Annotated in this window: 12 protein-coding genes and 1 pseudogene; 8 read left to right on the top strand and 5 right to left on the bottom strand. The window is 32.5% G+C overall.

Going from position 1 to position 20,298, the window contains the following annotated elements; translation table 11 throughout:
- Positions 1 to 192: 192 nt before the first annotated feature.
- Both QQS35_RS18710 and QQS35_RS18705 read right to left on the bottom strand, forming a co-directional pair.
- Positions 193 to 684 carry a competence protein ComK gene (locus tag QQS35_RS18710; protein ID WP_285933739.1) on the bottom strand — a complete coding sequence of 164 codons (492 nt, stop codon included), beginning with the start codon at positions 682 to 684 and terminating at the stop codon, positions 193 to 195.
- Positions 685 to 786: 102 nt separating this feature from the next.
- Complete coding sequence (locus QQS35_RS18705) at positions 787 to 1,038, bottom strand: helix-turn-helix domain-containing protein (protein ID WP_285933738.1); 252 nt, start codon at positions 1,036 to 1,038, stop codon at positions 787 to 789.
- 503 nt (positions 1,039 to 1,541) lie between these two features.
- Here QQS35_RS18705 and QQS35_RS18700 point away from each other — a divergent pair.
- Both QQS35_RS18700 and QQS35_RS18695 read left to right on the top strand, forming a co-directional pair.
- Positions 1,542 to 4,799 (top strand): UvrD-helicase domain-containing protein, encoded by a 3,258-nt coding sequence (locus tag QQS35_RS18700; protein ID WP_285933737.1) that lies wholly within the window; start codon positions 1,542 to 1,544, stop codon positions 4,797 to 4,799.
- Positions 4,796 to 7,531 (top strand): hypothetical protein, encoded by a 2,736-nt coding sequence (locus QQS35_RS18695; protein ID WP_285933736.1) that lies wholly within the window; start codon positions 4,796 to 4,798, stop codon positions 7,529 to 7,531. The genes QQS35_RS18700 and QQS35_RS18695 overlap by 4 nt, the downstream gene beginning before the upstream one ends.
- A 652-nt stretch (positions 7,532 to 8,183) precedes the next feature.
- Here the strand turns inward: QQS35_RS18695 and QQS35_RS18690 are convergent.
- Entirely contained in the window at positions 8,184 to 9,815 is a 1,632-nt protein-coding gene (locus tag QQS35_RS18690; protein WP_285933735.1) for a MutH/Sau3AI family endonuclease, read from the bottom strand.
- A 1,090-nt stretch (positions 9,816 to 10,905) separates the two neighbouring features.
- Between QQS35_RS18690 and QQS35_RS18685 the strand changes: the two genes are divergently transcribed.
- The 6 genes and pseudogenes from QQS35_RS18685 to QQS35_RS18660 all read left to right on the top strand — a co-directional run bounded on the left by QQS35_RS18685 (position 10,906) and on the right by QQS35_RS18660 (position 17,098).
- Complete coding sequence (locus QQS35_RS18685) at positions 10,906 to 11,580, top strand: GIY-YIG nuclease family protein (protein ID WP_285933734.1); 675 nt, start codon at positions 10,906 to 10,908, stop codon at positions 11,578 to 11,580.
- A gap of 690 nt (positions 11,581 to 12,270) precedes the next feature.
- Positions 12,271 to 14,508 (top strand): nuclease-related domain-containing protein, encoded by a 2,238-nt coding sequence (locus tag QQS35_RS18680; RefSeq protein ID WP_285933733.1) that lies wholly within the window; start codon positions 12,271 to 12,273, stop codon positions 14,506 to 14,508.
- Between the two features lie 290 nt (positions 14,509 to 14,798).
- Positions 14,799 to 15,635 (top strand): HNH endonuclease, encoded by an 837-nt coding sequence (locus QQS35_RS18675; RefSeq protein ID WP_285933732.1) that lies wholly within the window; start codon positions 14,799 to 14,801, stop codon positions 15,633 to 15,635.
- A 123-nt stretch (positions 15,636 to 15,758) separates the two neighbouring features.
- Positions 15,759 to 16,103 carry a hypothetical protein gene (locus tag QQS35_RS18670; RefSeq protein WP_285933731.1) on the top strand — a complete coding sequence of 115 codons (345 nt, stop codon included), beginning with the start codon at positions 15,759 to 15,761 and terminating at the stop codon, positions 16,101 to 16,103.
- Entirely contained in the window at positions 16,100 to 16,477 is a 378-nt protein-coding gene (locus QQS35_RS18665; RefSeq protein WP_285933730.1) for a hypothetical protein, read from the top strand. The genes QQS35_RS18670 and QQS35_RS18665 overlap by 4 nt, the downstream gene beginning before the upstream one ends.
- Positions 16,478 to 16,684: 207 nt before the next feature.
- Positions 16,685 to 17,098, top strand: a pseudogene (locus QQS35_RS18660) (DJ-1/PfpI family protein).
- A 135-nt stretch (positions 17,099 to 17,233) separates the two neighbouring features.
- On the opposite strand, the gene QQS35_RS18655 reads toward QQS35_RS18660, so the two are convergent.
- Both QQS35_RS18655 and QQS35_RS18650 read right to left on the bottom strand, forming a co-directional pair.
- Positions 17,234 to 18,790 (bottom strand): proton-conducting transporter transmembrane domain-containing protein, encoded by a 1,557-nt coding sequence (locus tag QQS35_RS18655; protein ID WP_285933729.1) that lies wholly within the window; start codon positions 18,788 to 18,790, stop codon positions 17,234 to 17,236.
- A gap of 2 nt (positions 18,791 to 18,792) precedes the next feature.
- Positions 18,793 to 20,259 carry a complex I subunit 5 family protein gene (locus tag QQS35_RS18650; protein WP_285933728.1) on the bottom strand — a complete coding sequence of 489 codons (1,467 nt, stop codon included), beginning with the start codon at positions 20,257 to 20,259 and terminating at the stop codon, positions 18,793 to 18,795.
- Positions 20,260 to 20,298 lie beyond the last annotated feature (39 nt).

Here is a 20,298-nt window from a genome sequence, read left to right as displayed (position 1 = left end):
ATCTGTTTTCACTCCTAAGTCTCATTAAATTGAATAAGCAGGCTGATATCATATAATTCATTACTTCACTACTTAATGAGTACAATCTCCATAAAGTTAATCATGTATTTCTTCAATATCTGAAAGATAACTTCTCAGATAAACGTCTAAGCATTAAAGGAGAACCTTTAAGAGAGAAAAAGGAAGATTAATCTAAGCATATACGTTATAAGAATGGATTGATAGTCTTAACATGCACATAGCAGTTCTATACATTTGTTTCTCAATAGTATAATAGGAAGACTCTGTAGTAAGTTGTTGTCCATTTTTAAAAGTAATCATACAAACTGGGTTATTTGACATTGAGTTAATCGACGATCTAATTAATCGTATGTGGTTATAGAAGATCCATTCACAGGAGTATTGGGATGGTGAGTGGGTTGGAAATGCGAAAATATCTTTATTTGGATCAATAGGGATAGGCACCTTTCGTCTGCAAGAGGTAAGGTAGATCATCGCTGACCTCCTCCCGTCATAACTGGAACCTCCCTCGAGACAAGCTTTTTTTATAAGTTGTATTGGTGTTTTTTTTACAAAGAGTTTTCTATTATGCTCCAAAACAATTGTTTGATAATCTACATGAGCTGCTGGTGATAGTATCATTGTGTGTTCAGTGATTGCATAGTCGTTGAATATTTCTTTCATAAGTAGTGATGCTCCTTTATAAAGGAAGAAGGATAAAGTTACTGGAATATCAATGAAGTACTGTAGACAAAAAAACTATATTTATTCTGCTGAATGAGATTACTAAATATTGAAATCTGATTGTATTTCTTCTTCAATCCCTTTAAATAGGTCTTCAATATTAATATCAAGTGCTTGTGTAATTGTATATAGCTTTTCAATGGTTGGTTGTTTTAATCCACGCTCCACTTCACTTATGTAATTCTTATCCGTTTGCGCATATTCTGCTAGCTTCTCTTGAGAAATGCGTTTTGCATTTCTTACAATTCGCAAACGTTTTCCCAAAACTACCATAATCGCTTCTTTATTATCCAATTATATACTTCCTTTTTTATAAACAATTATCAAGTTGGGAGTATATAACTACTACAAGCTAACAGCATTACTTTTTCGACACAAAACGATCAATCTAAAGGAGAATTGCGAATACATAAAATTTAAAAAGAAGTTATCTAATTTGCATATTCAGTATTCAATCGATAAAGACCTTAGTGAGAGTAAGGACATTGTATACGTGAAGAAGTAATATATTTATTCATTACTCAAAATTAATAGAAAGCGAGGTATGAATGAAAATATTACTCTGTTTATGGTGAATAATTAAGGTTCTGTGCCTGAGACCACCCGCAAAGTCCAATTTGACATTTCTGGTGGTCACAGGCATTATCTGATAATGAATTCTTTTATATATAACATGTATTAGAAATAGCAATGGGGTATCAATTTACAATCAATTATTCTATAATTTTAATTAAGCACATATTTCGACAAATTTATTACTCATTATAATTAATTACTATAATCTAGGTGGTATTGGTATGAGAGATAAGATAATTAATATGGAAAGAATTTTTAGTTATATAAGTAATAATCCTGAAAAGGGAGTTGAACAGGCTAGGTCAGGAATCAGAAATATCGAGAAATTATTGTTTGAAACATATACTTCACCAAAGTATGTAACACGAAAGAAACAAGTTGGAATTGAAGAAAGGCGTTCTTTAGCAAATAAAGAATTGTATGACTTGATTGAGAAAGAAAAAAGGTTACCGTCAGTCGATGAATTTACGCAATCTTATCTAAGTAAGAATGCTCATTTTATGGATTTACCTCATGAAGAATTCTTGGCAAACTTAGCATATCGTTCTTTAGTTACAGATATATATTTTTATTTTGTTTTATTGAAAGCGGATTTATTTACGACTGTTGAAGTTAAGTATATTTATGATTTATATGCACAAACAGATATTTTGTTAAGCTTGGATCATAATGTATTAGGCGTACAATTATATGCAGGTATGGATATAGAACTGAAAAATAGGCGATTACAGTATTTGCACAATAATCTGAATAGCTCTTATCCTATCTATCTATTAGCACTAGAGGAGAACAAATCTCAACGTAAGAAGTTCAGAACGAAGAGTAACGATGAGATATTATTGTACGGGGAAAAAGACGCGGAAATGCTTTATACCATCATGGAGAAAGACCTTAAATCAAGTCAAAATAAAGCAGTTATAGAGAAAATGGAGAAAGAAGCATTGAACGCTGATGTTGACTTGTTTGATTATAAGCGTAGCCCGAAAAAACAAGCAGATGACAACAATTCTTGTCAGGGTATTTTTAATAAAGTAAAGCATTCATTGCTAATCATGGGAAAAGGTAACGTTACTAGTCTAACAAAAGAATTCAAACAGAAAGCAGAATGTTGTGGTATTAATCTTCATTTATTAGATGTTCCTAATAAACAATTACCTGATAATCTTCAAAAACTACCAAGGGTTATTGATGGAAAGATAGATGGGGCTTCACTTGAGAAGTTAAAACGCCTAGGAAGAAATGCTAATTGTAATATTTTTCAATATGAGGTGGAACATTTCTCTCCTAAAAATGATTTAATTGTATCTGCAGGAGCTGGTAGCGGTAAAACCCATACGCTTATTTCGAGAACGTTGTTTTTATTAAATAAAGGCTATGTGCAAAGCTTAAAAGAAATTGCTATGATCACCTTTACTAAAGAGGCAGCTGACAATATGCGTAAGGCGCTAGCGAATAGATTTATTCAGTTATTCAAGGAAACAAATGATGAGAAGTATCGCCATTACCTAGAGGAGTTACAGGGTATGCAAATAGATACTATTCCTGCTTTTGCCAAGCATATCCTACAAAACTTTGCTCATCATATGGGGTTAGGAAGCAAAATTGATATTTCTTACCTCACAATGGAAAAAAGAGAAATTATTGAGAATGAACTAGATGTCCTTGTTAAAAAATTGGATTCGAATCTGGATTCCTTTCAAAATATGCGACAGTATGATCTAATGGGTCTCATTGAAAGCGTCTGGGAAAAGATTGAGCAAAAAGGTATTGAACCTAGGGAAATCAAAATTTCAAATCAAGAAGAAGATAAACTGTATCAAATTATCATCCAAACATTGCAAAAAACAGAAGAAGAAATTTATAAAGTGAAGCTTGAAACAAATAAAATTACGCTATCCGATTTGACTCGCCTGTTAAAAAAATTAATTGAAAAAAAAGCACCTCTGAATCAATTAAATAGTTATTATAAATATCTATTTATCGATGAATTCCAGGATACAGACAATGCGCAAATTGACTTTATTTCAGAAATTGCACTACAATCTCAAATCCCCTTATTAGTAGTTGGCGACATAAAGCAAAGTATATATCGTTTCCGCGGGGCGACAGCCACTGCTTTTGATTTGTTAAAGACCAAGTTAGAAGAGGGTAAGAGAACAGTTGAATGGACAAGCTTAGCACATAATTATCGAACTGGGTCTTCATTACTTTATCAAATGGAAGAAAAATTTAATGTGTGGCGTACGTATGATTGGCTACCAAAAAATGAAGAATCTATGCTTGCAAAAGTAAAAAGACAATCACCCTTTAAACAATACTATCAGGTGTATAAAAAGGAAATAGAAGGTGAAGAAATTCATCAAAGATTTAAGGAAATGCCAAATTATTCTACCCGTAAATCTGAAGAACCTAATGTAATGGCAATTCTAGTTCGACGAAATGCTGATGCAAAAGAGATTGGAGAACTATTGCAAGGAATAAATGAAACAAAAAATGATGAAGACTTTATTTATGATGTCCAATTAGAAGGGACGTTGTATGAATCAAAAGCAGCTAAAGATTTGTTGATTTTGCTTGAGTCGTGGTTGAAACCAAAAAATAAAGTTACTTTATTTGCTTTAAGCGAAACACCATATTGTAAAAATGAAGAACAGATTAACTTAATCGATAAAGTAACGTACAAATTAAACGTTGCTAAACTTCCAATTCATTTACCAGTTGCTTGGCATCAAGCGATAGAGAAGATGAAGTACAACCCAATTTTACCAGTAGTTAATGAATTCCTAATGCAAGTTCCTTATCTGTCTAATTTAGCTATAATGAAAAATGTATCAGTAGATCATTTCTCTCTAAAAAAGTATCAATTGAATTTATATAAAATTTTGATGCAAATGTATGCATCTGTTGGAGATGATTATGTAGATTTATTAACTCTATACAACTGGATAAAAATCCAAGTAGCAACAAATCGAGATGAAGATGAAGTAAATCTAACAACTGCAGATGTATCGAAGAAAATGATCAAAGTAATGACAGTGCATAAATCAAAAGGTCTTGAATTTAATACTGTATTAATACCGTACACGAGTAATAATTTTCTAGGCAAGGAAGTAAACCTTCCTTCGTCAACGGATCAACCTTTTGATTATAGCCAATTTGACTATTATATAAAAAAAGAGATTTATAGACCATTTAAAAACATTATTGTACATTTCAATAACAATAGGCCGTACATTGATTGGCTGTTTGTTAGGTACAACAGAGAATATCAGTTTAATCATTTTACGAAAAATTATGAAAAAGTAGACGCAAAAGAAAAGAATGAGACGTTACGCGAGGAAACGCGGATTCTGTATGTTGCGATGACTCGTGCTGAAGAGAGATTATTTATATATGGGACAAAAGGTAATAATCGCAATTCAGGCGATCAACCAAGTTGTTGGGCAGATTTGTTAAAGATTGAGGTGAAAGGTAAATGAGGCAAAGAGTTCTAACCTATTCAAATATAGAACAACTGTATGCTCCAGATTCTATTTTTATGAAGCAATACAATGATGCCATCCATATTACCGCTACCAATTCTTTGCGTCGAGCATTAGTAGAAAATAACGCGCAACGGCGATGGATCGATGCACCAATTATTTCGTTCGGCCAATTAGTGAAAAATATTGGATATGGTTGGTTTAGAAGTAAGACGATGTTAAAACAGATGATAGAATTAACAAAAATATACGATGAATTTGGAAAACAAAAACATGTAAATAGGGAAATTTTTAAAGCGTTTGATCGTAATCAAAAAGATGTATATGCAACGATGCGAGCATTAATTGAATCCGCGTACACTTCAAAAATTGATCTTACTCAAATAAGACTTTCAGAAGAAGAAAAATTATTTTTCGATTTGTATTCTAGATTTGAAAAACATAAATCAGTTGGCAACTTTCATCGTTGGTTTAATGACTTTTACAAAGGAAAAGAAGAATTACTCCTTGATGCATTGGTTCAAACGCTCACTGAAATATATGAAAAGAAAGACTCTCGTAGGGAATCGAATTTGATACCAAAAGTATTCAATAAGAAAGAGTCTGCAGGGATTAGACGTGCTTTTGAGAATGAGCAGGACGAGAAAACACAACAACGAAAGATCAACAAAGAGAAAGCGATTAGAAAAGCGCAGTATGAACTAGAGCATACATTTAAGAAAAAGAGAGTACTAGTCTTTCATGGATTTTACTTTATTACTCCTGTACAGGAACTTTTTTTCAAAGGCTTAGAACGTTTCTCAAATGTTGAAATAGTGCATGTCATTCATTACGATAAAGATTATCCACAGATTTTTGAAACGGTAGAACGTTTCTTAGATCTAAGGCATGCTCAACAAGTTAGTGATAGCCCTTTTCCAATTAATACACTGGCAAACAATTTTGCGAACCGGTTAGCTGGAGACCAAACAACAATTAATACAAGAACATCACATTACTATGCTTTCGATCACATATATCAATTTAAAAATTACTTGGAGCAAGATGATGAGCAAGGTAGAGAGGTTATCTTTTCTCCTCGAGCGAAAGAAGCAGACAAGTATGTGTCTGGTTTAGATCGTGCTAGTGATGCAAAGCTAAAAGATTATCCAATTGGGCAGTTTTTACTGGATTTGCATCGTTTTAATCAATCTGATTATAGTATTGACGCTGGTGAGTTTAACGATGCGGAAAAGTTAAACAGTGACGTGCTTATTAGACTATTTAATTCAGGGTATCTGTATATTCCTAAAAAAAATAATAAGTATAGAAATGGAACACATTTAGTCGAAAGTCTAATAAAACTGGAGCCGATAGTAAAGAATTGTGTAACCTTTGAACAGTGGGAAGAGACTTTAACTGAATTTATTGCTAATAAGAATTCGATAGAGGCGTGTTTAAAACCAGAAAATTACGAACCCACAGATGATAAGGATTTATATGTTTTTGAAAATCAATCATTAGCTTATCTTAACGTTTCAGTCAGCAATCTTAAAATGATACTAAAGGGTATTGATCTTCTTAAAGAGTTCTATACCCTATCCTATGAAGGTGAAACATTGTCAATTAGTCAATATGTAGACAATCTTCAGAACTATATGGGTGAAAAAGTAACTCGTTTTATGAAAGATGCAGATGAAAAAAAGTTGACTAAAAAACTACTAAGTGAGTTAAATGAATTAAAAGAAGACGAAGATTTTGATGGCATAAACCGGAAAGATATTATTAAAGGTTTAAGCTTTTTCTTAAGTAAAGCTAATGATGAGGAATCTTTAGTTATGGAACAAACGGATGAGTCATCTACAAATACTAGAGTTCGTCAATTAGTGGACGGTGATGGTATTGCTTTTGAGAATAACCGAAATATTCATTTAGCATTTATGGACAATTTGGTGCTTCCGCTAGGTCAACATTTATCATTATGGCCAATGAAGGAAGAAACGATAAATACTATTATTTCAACTAGGAGAACAAAGCTAAGGCAGTTGCAACTTCGTAAAGAGATGACTGGTTCTATTACTGCATATTTAATTTATTTAATCATGCAAAAAGCCACAAAGATAACGCTCTCTTATGCAACTAACTTTGAAGATGAAAATAACTTATATCCTTCCTTCTACATGCAACTATTAGACTTAGAACCATATAACTACAATCCACTTACAAGTAGTGGAGTAGGGGAACAATATGAAAAATCGGCTATTAAGCATATCGAGGTAATGGAGAGAGAAAAGAGTTTTATTTTAAATAAAACAGCATATGCATGTCAAAGACGATTTGTATTGAGTTATTTACTACAAAAGCGTCCGGATTTTGAAAGTGATTTTCATCATCAGTTTATTTACTCATCTCTATATAGTTATTATAGTAAACTGAGAAAATATAGAAATCAGGATACTTCTGAAAACGAAATTGTTAGTTTTGTAGATTCCATGTTTCCACAGTGGACAGATACGAAGAAAAGCATGTTGTTAAAACAAGCACGAGGTTTTACCTTAAAGGGATGTAAACCTGAGCGAATAGAGGGTCTCACAATTTGGACATCACCAAAACCAATAGCGCTAATAGGATTAAATAATAGAGATTACAACAAGAAGCCAACTTCATTTGTAACGAATTCAAGTAAATGCAAGTACTGTCCATTTGTTTTGCAATGTAGACAGGCAGGAGAAGATATTGCAAATGAGTAAACTAGCGACACAGTTAGCCATTAGTAATAAAATGAATTAAAAATGTGGGATAAAATCATTGTATAATGGGCATCGATTATATTACACTCTTGCCACCATTCATAAATTATGGAATTCAACATTTGTGGGCGGTGACATTATTTGTTAGCGGGGTATCTAAAAGTACTATATATAACATAACCTTTTTAATTTTTATATTAAAATTATTATAAAACAAAGGGGGAGTTAACATGGATACATTAGATAGCACTTTAAATAAGCATAATTTAAATCTGACAAGTAAAACAAGTAAAGCGACAGAATTTACAAACAAAATACTAATGAGGTAGTCTACTCGTGAATTAATTTATTTAATAATAATTATAATTAAGTGCTAGTGATATATAAAAAAAAATAAGCTGGGTTGCGAGTCCAGCTTATTTTATAAGAAATTTGGTATATCAACCATTTATAAGTATTACGTCTTTTAAAAAAATTTGCAAGTTTCATAAGTTTAAGTTGTCAAATATAGATAACAACCACTTAATGTATTCATCACCACAACATTTCTCTTCTATTTATTTTGGCACTACAACGCCTAGTTTGTTCCAAAACACCCTTCGGATTCTTTATTGGTTTCTGAAATCAGTGTATTAGTACAAATCAAGTATTCTCATTCGAAAAATTCTTTTACTTGTTGGTACATATAATTTTTATTTAACCAGAGGGCTTGCTTAACCATATAATTATCTGTCAAAATACCCTTCATATCCTCAGGTCTATTCTTCCAAATTGCAGGAGAAGGTAGTCGATCTGAATTTTTACTTTCAAAGTAATCCGACTCGTTAGCTGAAGGTCTAATGTGAAGAATTTGAGGACCGCTCACTTGGCTCGGAAGATTGTTCTCTATTTTGAAACCTTTCTTATTGGAGGCACTTTTCTTAACACGTTTAAACGTTAACTCGACACCATTAATGAGAGTTTCTCTAATTACTTCCCAGGTTTTTTTGACTGTATTCATTAGTTCGTCTTCTGGCATATACCAAAATTTTGCACCCTTTAAAATCTCTCCTTCTGGTGTTTCCTCGTAAACGACTAATAAGAATTTTGTTGTGGAAAGATAGTCATACACTCGAGTATCTTCCCAATCAAGGTTACTAATATCATTAATGAAGCTAACATCCGATTCAAGTTTAAATCCTTCAGTTGTGAGTCTGTTTTCGGATGCTTTCTTTGTCTGATTAGATTCTACGGTTATTGTTTTTACAGCAATTCCAGCCTTCTTAAACTCATCCGTTTCCTCTAAATCACCTTTTAGATTAAACATCTTCTGTGCAATTAGCCGTGAACTTGCTTTGTCATTCTTTTTTTTGATTCTAACACTAAACTTTGCTGCTAAGATTTCTTTATCCATATTGTAGAACGGTTTAAACTGATCGAGAATGATTTGTTCAAACGTTTTGTGTTTTAACTCGGATAAATCTTTTATAACATGTTCTTGAGTACCAATTTGCTTAGCATCGATTTTTTTATGTAATTCAGGATAGTCATTTTGATAAGAAGCATAAGTAATTGAACTCTTTAATTCGAACTGTACAATTCGCTTCGTAATTTCCTTCATGTAGGTTGGTCTTAAAGAAAAAGCTCGTCTATGTGCTTTCTTATCACTAAACGGTTGTGTTGTTTGGTTCTCTGCAGTTTTACTTCCTTTTGTAACTGCTCCAAGGTATTGTGTCATACCTTCAGAAATGTCCTCAGCCCTCCCCTGACGAATCATATCCATTATGATGTTCCAATCATTTTCAATGATTGCCCAATCATCATCTAATAAGTCGTTCAAATTAAAAAGAATAGAGTGGGTCATTAAGAAATCTGGATAGGTTGGGTATTCCTTTCCTTCGAATTGAAAATAATCAACTGGATTATATTTATACAACATGAGTTCTACAAGCTTTGATTTTTTTAAAAATGAAGAATTCTGAAAATCCCTCTCATATTCTTCATTAAAATCAAAAATGTTAAGAACTAGTCTTTCTTTTGCACCCCAAGAATTTTCTTTTTTGAAAAATTTAAGCCCAGCACATTTGAGTTCTACACCTAGGTTATTGAAATCAGCCTCTGGTCGACTGTTATTAGCTAGCCCGAACCAGTCTTTTTCAACTGCATTCCCAAGCCAACCTTTATTTCTTGGGCTAGCGTACCACTTATCGACATTTTCCTGTGTTACAAGCTCCTTTATCATTTTACCAACAGCAGCTTCACCACGTTCTTTTATTTCTCGAATTGTTTTATATTCTCTATCCATAGCGATCTCCCTAAAAGAAAATTTTATTGTTCTATTCAAGTTTATTATAAATTACCATCAAAGCTTTAATTCAACAAGCCCTCTCCAAGTATATCCTGATTCTTTGACGCACAGTACAACGATACTATTCAGCAGAAAAAGAATATTCAACAATTAGGCACGTTCGAGGAAGAATTAAATAACATAAGAGATTATTTTTAAGAGAGGTGTCCGAAAGAACTTATGGATGCTTTTTTAATTGGAGGATTTTCACAATGTGAACTTTCCTTATGTTTAGCTTTAAACATTAACATTCGCCTTTAGGTAGCTATAAAATCTAATCTAACTATGCTATCTTTCTCTATTAAAACCTGAATTTTCATTCCAACAAATAAAGTAAAGAAAAGTTATTTTGACTGGAAAAAAACATTCTTGAATTAGAATAAAATGAACTATGTTGATGGGTACTATGGTGTTATATATAGCGGTCTCCATTTAATGGAGGAACTTAGAACGATTACATGAGTTTAGTATATTGTTAATAAAAAATATAAGGAGAAAAAAATATGGAAAGAAAACGAACTATTGATGACATAAAGTCAAAGTACATAGCTTAATACATTTTCACCAGTATAAATACCGGGGGAATAATTTTAAGTGAATGTACAGCAAAAAAGTAAGGTTCCTTCACATTTTACTAAGATATTTGACTAAAATCATTCAAGGATCGCACCAAAGTGTCTTGTGGCTAAATATAGCACATGACTTTATGGGAGGTTTTTAACGTTATTTGTCGAATAATTACATAATGATACTAGTTTTAGTAGGTTTTATATAACTTGCATATTAGTCTAGAAAAATACTAACAGCCTTATTTGAAAAACTGTATCTAGAGGAGTGAAAATCAAGATTACTATGGAGATGTTTAGAGAGGGCTAAGTAGAGCAATACGGATTACAAAATGTTATAAACGTATTGAGGTATTAATTTTAAACAAAACTCTCTTAAATTAAGTAATAATCAGAGGATGTAAAGCACTTTAAAAGATATAGAACATAGTAATTTGGTTAAGATTCATTGAATAGTAATTTTGTATTAAGGGGATTGTTATATGGGATTTTGGAATAGAGTTGGAAAACTTGTAGAAACTGCGATTGAAGTTGCACCAGTAGTAATGGGAACATTACAACAGGAAGCTACGAAAAAACAAGCGTCTATGCACCAAGAAGCAGAAAGAAGGGTAAGAGAGCATGAAAAAAAGGTTTCAAAGGCTGAAAATTCTGATCGGATGAGTGATCCTAACTTTGCAAGAAAAGTCAAGGAGGAAAGGGAAATTTTAAATAGATATTACTCTCCAACCTCTAACACAAATGTCTCTCCGAATTCTAGTGGGGAAATAACTTATAAGGGGCTTACAGTTACTCAATGGAATAGAAAATGGATCTGGTTAGGACCATTAGATGCTTTAAGCATCGACACTTTAAAACATTATAATAAAGTGATAGGTCTTTACAAAATGGTGATAAATGGGAATGTTGTATATGTTGGTAAAGCTATCGAATTTTCTAACGGTGGTTTTAGAAAACGCATTAGAGATTATCGAAGATCCAGTAATAGCGGAAGAACTCATGGTTCAGGAAGAAAAATACATGAGAATACAGGTAATCTCCAAGTTTCTATTCTAATAGTTGGAAGTAAATCAGAAGATGTAAAATTAGTAGAATCACTTGAAATCGCTATGATAAAGTATCTTGATCCAGTTTGGAATGTACAACATAACAGATGAATATTTGTTTAAACATCCAAATTACTAAGGTATTATGACGTTTTTAAAAGAATTCAAATATGAACAATAGAAAATAGGATAAGTAGTATGATGAAGATATAAATAAAGGACAGATTTGAAGTGGATCTGACCGATAAGACTTCGAAAATACTGAATATCTCTTTCTTTCCAGAAGATGAGAAAAGAATAGTTACTAATATCTTGATAAATAAATGCGAAAATAATATACAGTTCTGCGACAATTTTACGCCGGAGCAACTTGAAACGTAACATTCTGCAGTTGAATTCGCAATTATAGATTGGATAGATTTATTAGTTGCAGCAGGCTTTGACGAAACTAAATAGCCACAATGAATGGGTAAAATACTAATTGAATGTGAAATATATTAAAGTGGATTATTAGGGTACTCAACTAACGGAAAACTTATGTTGATCATAAGTGACAAATACATGTAACTGTTTGTTGCATAGTAGACAATTACTGCGCAGCAAAGAATTCAGTTTTAGAGGACTTTCTGAAGGGTTTCGTTTAAACTAGGGTCGTGTATATATACTGATATTTAATGTGCGCAAATTAAGATAACGATGGAGAAAAACCTTTCCTTAACGAATGAGCACAACTACTAGGGGATAAAATTCGTATGATATACTAGCGAATATTACCAATAAGATATCAAAGGTGTTGTGAATATGAATATAAAAGAAGTACTTAGTTACTTAAACGATCTTCCTTTTGAGCAATTGTTTAATGACCAAATTATTAAGTCAATAAAACAGAAAAAGCAGGATCTATCCAAGAGGGATAAGCGTTTCCTATTAAAAAAATTAAGTGAGTTTCGCAAATTTGATGTTCATTTCATATTTTGTGTCATCTTAACTTATTCAATTTGGTATCCAGATGAAGCCGTTATTGAGGCAAGGAAAAAAGGTGTCTTTAGATACAAAGCATGGGGTTTTAAAATCAACTGCGCTGAACTTCTCTTGAAAAAAATAAAAGAAGTTTACACACTAATATCCTATTCGGATAATACAAAACAATTTATAGATAAAAAGCTTATGTTATCGTGGATGTTTGATTTTTATAAAAAATGCGAAGAGGATTTAATCAAATATATTAAAGAACATCATCGAAATCGAAGAAGAACACGTAATGGCAATGTACTCGTTGAAGAAGCATTGTTTAAAGAACTTCTTGCCTATGCAGATGCAATGTTTTATTTAAATAATCGCTCCTATGAGTATATTAATAAGCATAAATTAGAAGGATATGGACATGAAGAAATTAGTGATGGTATTTCATATATCATTTATTTGTATAACGCAACTATTGGTATTAAAAGCGATAGCAATTATACTGTTTCGGCTCAGTATGTTTTATCTGATGAAATTGAAAAAAAAATTTTAATGGCTTGCAAAGTTAATCAACTGCAAGAGTGGGAAATATGTATTGATTATTTTAACTATAACGTTAAGTCAATTGGAAGAAATATTCTAATTTCTGATGACATGGAGCTGTTTGAAAAAAGTATTAGATTAGGCTATGTTAGGCGTGATATGCAAGAGCAACTTTTTTTTCATGAAAATATAAAACATTCAGAAGAGAAATATGTTTCATTATCCGAAGTAGGAGGTTATATAAAGGACAAACTAGGAGAACAGTTGGTAAAGGAAGTAGGAACGGGGGCATTATCAAGATACCGTTTTGAATTTCCCGAACCTCTATTTAATCCCTTTCAGAATCCGGATGAGTTTCAAGGCAAATTATTTAAAGAAGAAATGCTATCTATTGCTCACAATGCCAGAGAGATGATTATGAATAATGGAGAGAGTTTAGAAAAAAAGATAACAAATAACTGTACTTTAATTGATGTGGTGCTTTTCCAGAGGTTTTTTTCACTTATGAACCTTATAACCAGTCAAATCCTATTTGAGCAAAAAGATAGGAAAAAGATAATCAGGTCGCTGGTACCGCATTTTCAATACGAGGGATTAATTAATATATTAACAGTTTTCATGGGAGATCGAGTCAAGGCAGAGGAGCTTCTTCAACTCTTTACCTATAAAAAAGATATAAAACTAGATTTACAATATACTCCTTTTATCGAAGCTTCTAGTGGATTACTTTTTTCGAATTCCCTTGTATCTAAATCAAATTTACTCAGAAATTGTATAGCGTATTCCTATTCAGCAAAAAACCAACTTGTTAACCAAGATGATCGTGAGACGTTAGTTCAAGAGTGTGTACAGATTTTTTCTGAAAGGAATCAGGACTATGGTGTATTCTCTAACAAAAAATTCTCTTTCTGTGGTCAGAACGGTGAAATCGATGTTTTAGTAATATCTGATCAAGATATTATTATTATCGAATGTAAATCTCCATTAAATCCAACAAGTAATTTTGAAATGCGTGCAAGTGTTGAACATATCAACAAGGCTGCAAAACAACTTGAGCATTGCAAAGCTGCGTTTATGGATAAAGCTTTCAGAAAGAAGTACCTAAAGAATTTGAGCATTCCGGATAAGGCTCGCAGAATACATACATGTATAGTTTTTGGAAATAGACTCTTTAATGGATATGATGTTAGCGGTCATCCAATACGATATGTCCGAGAACTTGATATGATTATTAATAACGGACATATATATTCGGATGCGGCGACGTGGCGTGTGTGGCAAAGTGAAGAGTTTAAACAAGAAGAACTTATTTCTTTTTTATCTCCTGATCATCCCCTTATGATTTCTAATATTAATTCAATGGAGAAGGTAGAACAGTATATGTTTATTAAAGGGAGAAAGGTATGTTATGAAACCTATGTATATAACCTAGTAAAAGCGATGGAACAATATGATATGCATTTTACCACCAAGAATAATAATGACTCTATTCGTGAACAAATTAATTCTGCTTATGAAAAAAACAAAAGCTAAGCCGAAGTTGCCAATCACAACTCATTATGCAGGTTTGTAGTTCGACATTCCATTTTGCATTCAAGTAAGAAACAAGAGTCTGCCATTCATGTAAGAATAAAGAATGCAAAAGATTTATAAGCAAACCTTTATGTACAAAAAGCATTGGGAACTTTCTCCTAATTTTTTTGACTCATATCACAAATGGTACTAAGCGTATGGCGGAGGTAGTGGTAATCTAAAAGATGCGGATATGTAAATAAAATTAAACTACCTATAAGTATGCACTCATTAAGGCTCTTGTTGAAAACTTGTATCAGATTAATGACAACTTTGAATTAACTTACGATCAACTTGCTTATTCTTTTACGAAAGTTTATTGGAACTTAATTGTTCAACATAATTTGGTTAAACAAAACAGAGGAAAGAATGCTAGAGTTGTAACGATTATTAAAGACATACAGTCTACATACCAGATTCCTGCAGAGTTTAGTTTTGATAAGATAGACAATCAAATTCAAATTAAAGCTGTTTCTGAAATTAAGAGTACGATGAAACAGAATGTTTTTGGAGCTTTATATGGAGATACAAGAGGGAAGTTCTATGCGTTTGACCATAAAAGTGAGTACTTTAAACTAAATCCTGCAGTACATAGTTTTATGCTTAATTACCAGAGATTAATTGTTAATCTAACAAACTACCATATGGCAGCAATGATCGAACAATTAAACGAGGTACCAAGCATTAATTATCTGCTTGGAAAGGTAGAAACAATCGCAAGGCGCTCATCGTTACGTCCGTTTGAAAAGGTTTTACTCGATCACTTTGAACAGAAATGTTTTTATTGTGGAAAAACATTATCTAATGGAAATAGGCAAACACATGTAGATCATTTTATTCCTTGGTCTTTTGTCCAGTCTGATCATGTATGGAACCTTGTTTTATCATGCAATACGTGTAATAGCTCCAAAAGTGATAAACTACCGAAAAGAGATTTTCTTGAAGATATTATCGAACGAAATAATGAATTGATTGTTAAAGAAGATGAAAATGTCTTGAATTTAATGACCAATTACAAGAATAAGAAAATTATTCTCCTTTATGATTATTCTATTAAGAATGGGTTTGATCAGATATGGAGTCCTTAATAACCTTTCAAATGAATTGGAAAGGGACCAGAGAATTTAATGGTAGCAAGGAATATCCACATCAATTATTTTCATTAGATACAATCATCTTAGAATGCAGAAGATGTTTTAACATCTACAGTTATGGGGACTTTCGAGTACTTATCTTCACCCAACTACATCCGAGATGTCCTATCGAAATCATCTAATATATCTGGCAGACTATTAAACTTAACACATTCGATGTCGGAAGCAAGTTTTTATTTTTGGCCTAATCTTGAAAACAGTGAGCCAGACGTGGTTATTCACTTTAAAGATGAACGACAGAATGAGTACCTTATTTGTATCGAAGCAAAGTACTTGTCTGATAAATCGAGCTATGAGGATGAGGAAGTAGATTTACAAGACAGGTCTAATCGTGAGCGGGATCAACTTGCTAGAGAAATTAAGATATACATAAAGAGAGCAGCTTTGCTCAATTTGGTTTGAAAGAAACCAATAGTTGTCAGACTGTAGTTATTTATTTAACGAATCACACTGCATTTCCAACGGAAGCATTAAATGAAAGTTATCGGCATACCCGTCATGTTGATTTCTCTATAGAACATTTGTATTGGCTATCATGTAGAGAATTCTATCACGTTATAAGTAACGTGAAATACTGTACACCACAGGATGAGCGGCTTCTAAAAGCTTTAACAAAACTATTAGAAAAGAAAGGTCTACAAAGCTTTGGTGGTTTTCAAGAGTTTATTAAACCTGTTACAGCATTAGGTAATCGATACGAGAGTGAACAAGAGCTACTTTCATGGAATGTGATAGAGAAGGTGTCTGAAGTAGAATGGAAGTACAGGGGGATATAGATGGATAATAATCAATCATTGGTAACTCAGTAGTTAGGCACTTAATTAACAATTCAATTCTGATGCTAAAAGACTTAGACACAGCACTTTCGAAACGAGGATTTCAACCTGTAAATGGTAACGCTCTCGGAACGGAAACGAGTAAAAGCATTCATCAGTCAATGGGACAACCGAATACATTTTATCCGCAATACATCGCCAGACATTATGCGCTGCAAACGGATATTGAAGCAAAAAATCAAAACTACATTTCAAAGGAATATTCCCATAGGAGCTATATGTGGTGCGATAGACTTTTTGGCGAAAAACGATTTTCTAAATAATCATAATCACACTGGTAATTCAGTTTATAGTTGGAACGATTATGACAAGTATAACCCTAATAGCAATTTCCTCGAGAAATAAGCAGTAAAAGATGAAAATTTGGTTACTGCAAATGGTACGGCTCCAATTGAATTTACTAATTTAATTTTGGAATTGATTGAATTTGATACCCATGAAAATATCAAAAAAATGATGTATATCAATAGGCATGGGTTTTATAGTTATTGTGAAAAATACAGGAACCCGTATTATGATTTATTTATAGTAATCACTGAATTAGGTGCTTTTCCAAAATAGCAAAGGCGCTTTTCCTTTGTCTAGGGACGGATTGTGAAATAGTAGACTCTTACTGCGGGATTTGATGATCTTTAACTAGTCAACTTATTAGGTTATAGGTCAATTGGTATAATTCATCGTAACAGTAGATGAATATTAAAACATTAACAATAACAACAGAGTGATTAAAGTGGTAGTTGCCCATAACAAATATTTATTTAATTTTCCGTCATGGTAGTTACTTAACACATAGCCCGTAGTTACAAATAGTTTACCCATTTTGCGATAAATATCAAAATATAGAAGTCTTTCATAGTTCTTCACTACATATTTATTGAATAAAATAAATATAGCAATTGACCAGAGAAAAGGCTTAATTCCACTTATCATATGTTTTTTATCAAAATAATTAATATCTACATGAATATTCGTTAAATTCTCTAACAAATAAGGATGAATACCAATCAATAGCATCATAACAGTTAAAAGTCCCATTCCCAATTGCATGCTGATGGTTGGCTTTTTAACTAAGTTCATACTACTATTTTTGATAAATGCATAATAGATCAATTTTAAAAACATTAAAGAAGTCCCAAAACTCATCAGGTCCAACCCCAATTTTAATAGTGGTTCGTGCAAAGCATCCTTAATAATTGTTTTACTCATATAGCCATTGAAAAAGGGAACTCCAGATATCCCCATAATAGCTACTAATGTTGCGATTGAGGTTAGGGGAAGTTTTTTGCGCATGATCCCTAAATTGTCAAACTCATCCTTCCCTGTTGTATAAATGACAACTCCCACTGCCATAAATAATACGGTTTTATATAATATATGATTAACTAGATGAAACATAGCTCCTGATGTTCCCTCGAAAGTACCAATGCTAATACCAATAATCATATAGCCAACCTGGGTTATGATGGAATAGCTTAATAATTTACGAACCTGGTTTTGCCTTAAGGCCATTACAATTCCAAACAAAGCCGAAATTAGACCGGCATATGCCAAAATATTTATCCCAGATGCGAGACGAGCCATTACATATACGCCCACTTTTGTCGTATATATCGACAAAACTACTGCAACATAAAAAGGAGCTTTGCTGTAAGTAAGTGGCATCCATGTATGGAAACCGACAAAGGCGAGCTTAACTGCTATTGCTATTAAAACAAAGGGGATTCCAGCCTCCATAGCATTCAAAGATAAACTACCTGTAGCCGAATACTGTAAAAATATCCCCCATAATAAACTCAAACTACCAGCCACGTGCATTAGAAAATAATAATACCCCGTTTTTTTAGTGAAATCACTTGCCATTATAATTAGAAAAGAGGAACTGATCGTCATTAACTCCCAGAAAATATATAGAGTAAACAAATCACCGGAAAAAACCACGGTCAGAGCACTACCAATAAACACAAATATTAGCCTTAAATTAGGTAGGGAACATATATTAACAGAATAACTGACAGCAGCCAGGCCAGCGACAGCAAAAATTAACCCTGTTAATTTACTGATACTATCTACTTTAAAAGGAACTAGAGTGTAATTTAAAAAATCAAGTTGTAAACTATAGCCAGGTATTAAATAAAAAGTAACGATAAGGGCTCCTGTAGTAATGAGGAAAGATATGATGTATTTGATTCTTTCATGAAGGGGTAAAAATAATAGTAAAGCACCTGTTAAATATAAGAAACCTGGAGTAATCATCTTCAACCTCCTAGTAATATTCTTATGTAATCCCCATTATCCAGCAAAAATGTTGGGATTTTAGTAATAAGATTTAAAGGTAATGATGGTACCATACCAAATACAATACATAAACTACCTAGAAAGAAAGTAGGTAATTTTAAAGATAAACTTGGTTCTTCTATTAATAGTTCTTCTTCGTTTTTTGTATATAATGTAACAATTACTTTTAAATAATACGTTAAAGATAAAAACGTTCCCACCAGAATAAAAAAGGCAGCATAAACAAATCCAGCTTCTAGAGCTGCTTCAACAATAAGCCATTTACTCATAAATCCATTGAAGGGAGGCAGGCCCACTATAGCAAGGGAAGCAACCACAAAAGTAAATGAGAGTATGGGAAATTTATAACCTAGCCCTTTAATATCTTTTTTTTCAACAGCGTTTAAACTATAACTAAAAATTCCTACAACTAAAAATAAGGTCCCTTTCATTATCGCATGATTTAAAATATGAAAACTTCCAGCAATTAAGCCTGCTTCCGTTCCAACAAATAATCCAATCATGATATACGCTATTTGGGCAATACTGGAATAGGCAAGCAACCGGTTTAAATTGGATTGCTGAAAGGCTAAACAATGAGCAATCAAAAAAGTAATGACTCCCCAGAAAACTCCAATAGTTAACATGCCACTTTCGTCCAGAAAATCAATGCCAAACATGATATATAATACTCTTATTAATGCATATACAGCAGATTTCAACACTAAACCCGAAGACAAAACATTGTAAGGGATTGGGGAATCTTCATAAGCATCAGGTAGCCAAGCATGCAGAGGAATTAACCCAATCTTTATTGCATAGCCAAAAACAAACAAGGTCATCATTGTACTTTTAATCTTAAAGGGGATATCCTCAAATGCTAGGGGGATTTCAGCCATATTTAGCGTTCCAGTTAAGTAATAAGTTAAAATGGTAGCCAGTAAAATAAAAAAGCTCCCCAACGTAGACATGATCAAATACTTAAAAGTACCTTCTATCCCTCTATCGGTCTTTTTATACAATGACAGAGCGCAAGAACTCAGAGTACTCACTTCCATAAATACATATAGATTGAATAAATCAGTAGTAAGAACCATTCCTGAAATACCGGCTACCATTAAATATGCAAAAATAAAATAGTCATGTTTAAGAAATTTATTATATTTCATGGAAAAAATAATAAAAGGCAAAAATAATATTGCGATCATTAACAAAAATAGGCCAGAAAAAGGATCCACCATTACATTTATTCCCAAAAGCCCCCAATCACCAATACTGTAAACTTTTGGGGGATAACTATGAGTAATCACTATAATTAATATATAAAGATAAATGATCGCACTACCGGTTACCAGATAGAAAAAAATTCTTTTAAAATATAACTTTGAAATACCAAGAAAAAATGCGGTTAATAAAGGTAAAATGATAACCCAGACAGCAGCTTCCATTATTAACCTCCTTAAAGAAAAGCGTAAGCGCCTTGCTCA

Origin of the sequence: Aquibacillus rhizosphaerae (genome assembly GCF_030282825.1) — a bacterium.
Lineage (GTDB): Bacteria > Bacillota > Bacilli > Bacillales > Amphibacillaceae > Aquibacillus_C > Aquibacillus_C rhizosphaerae.
The sequence above is the reverse complement of the archived record's forward strand: the minus strand, read 5'-3'. Positions and strand labels throughout refer to the sequence as shown.

Bases quoted from the DNA above. Each gene is read 5' to 3' on its own strand.
- QQS35_RS18710 (WP_285933739.1), bottom strand. From the start codon at position 684: ATGAAAGAAATATTCAACGACTATGCAATCACTGAACACACAATGATA.
- QQS35_RS18685 (WP_285933734.1), top strand. From the start codon at position 10,906: ATGGGATTTTGGAATAGAGTTGGAAAACTTGTAGAAACTGCGATTGAA.
- QQS35_RS18690 (WP_285933735.1), bottom strand. From the start codon at position 9,815: ATGGATAGAGAATATAAAACAATTCGAGAAATAAAAGAACGTGGTGAA.
- QQS35_RS18670 (WP_285933731.1), top strand. From the start codon at position 15,759: ATGGGGACTTTCGAGTACTTATCTTCACCCAACTACATCCGAGATGTC.
- QQS35_RS18655 (WP_285933729.1), bottom strand. From the start codon at position 18,790: ATGATTACTCCAGGTTTCTTATATTTAACAGGTGCTTTACTATTATTT.
- QQS35_RS18680 (WP_285933733.1), top strand. From the start codon at position 12,271: ATGAATATAAAAGAAGTACTTAGTTACTTAAACGATCTTCCTTTTGAG.
- QQS35_RS18695 (WP_285933736.1), top strand. From the start codon at position 4,796: ATGAGGCAAAGAGTTCTAACCTATTCAAATATAGAACAACTGTATGCT.
- QQS35_RS18650 (WP_285933728.1), bottom strand. From the start codon at position 20,259: ATGGAAGCTGCTGTCTGGGTTATCATTTTACCTTTATTAACCGCATTT.
- QQS35_RS18700 (WP_285933737.1), top strand. From the start codon at position 1,542: ATGAGAGATAAGATAATTAATATGGAAAGAATTTTTAGTTATATAAGT.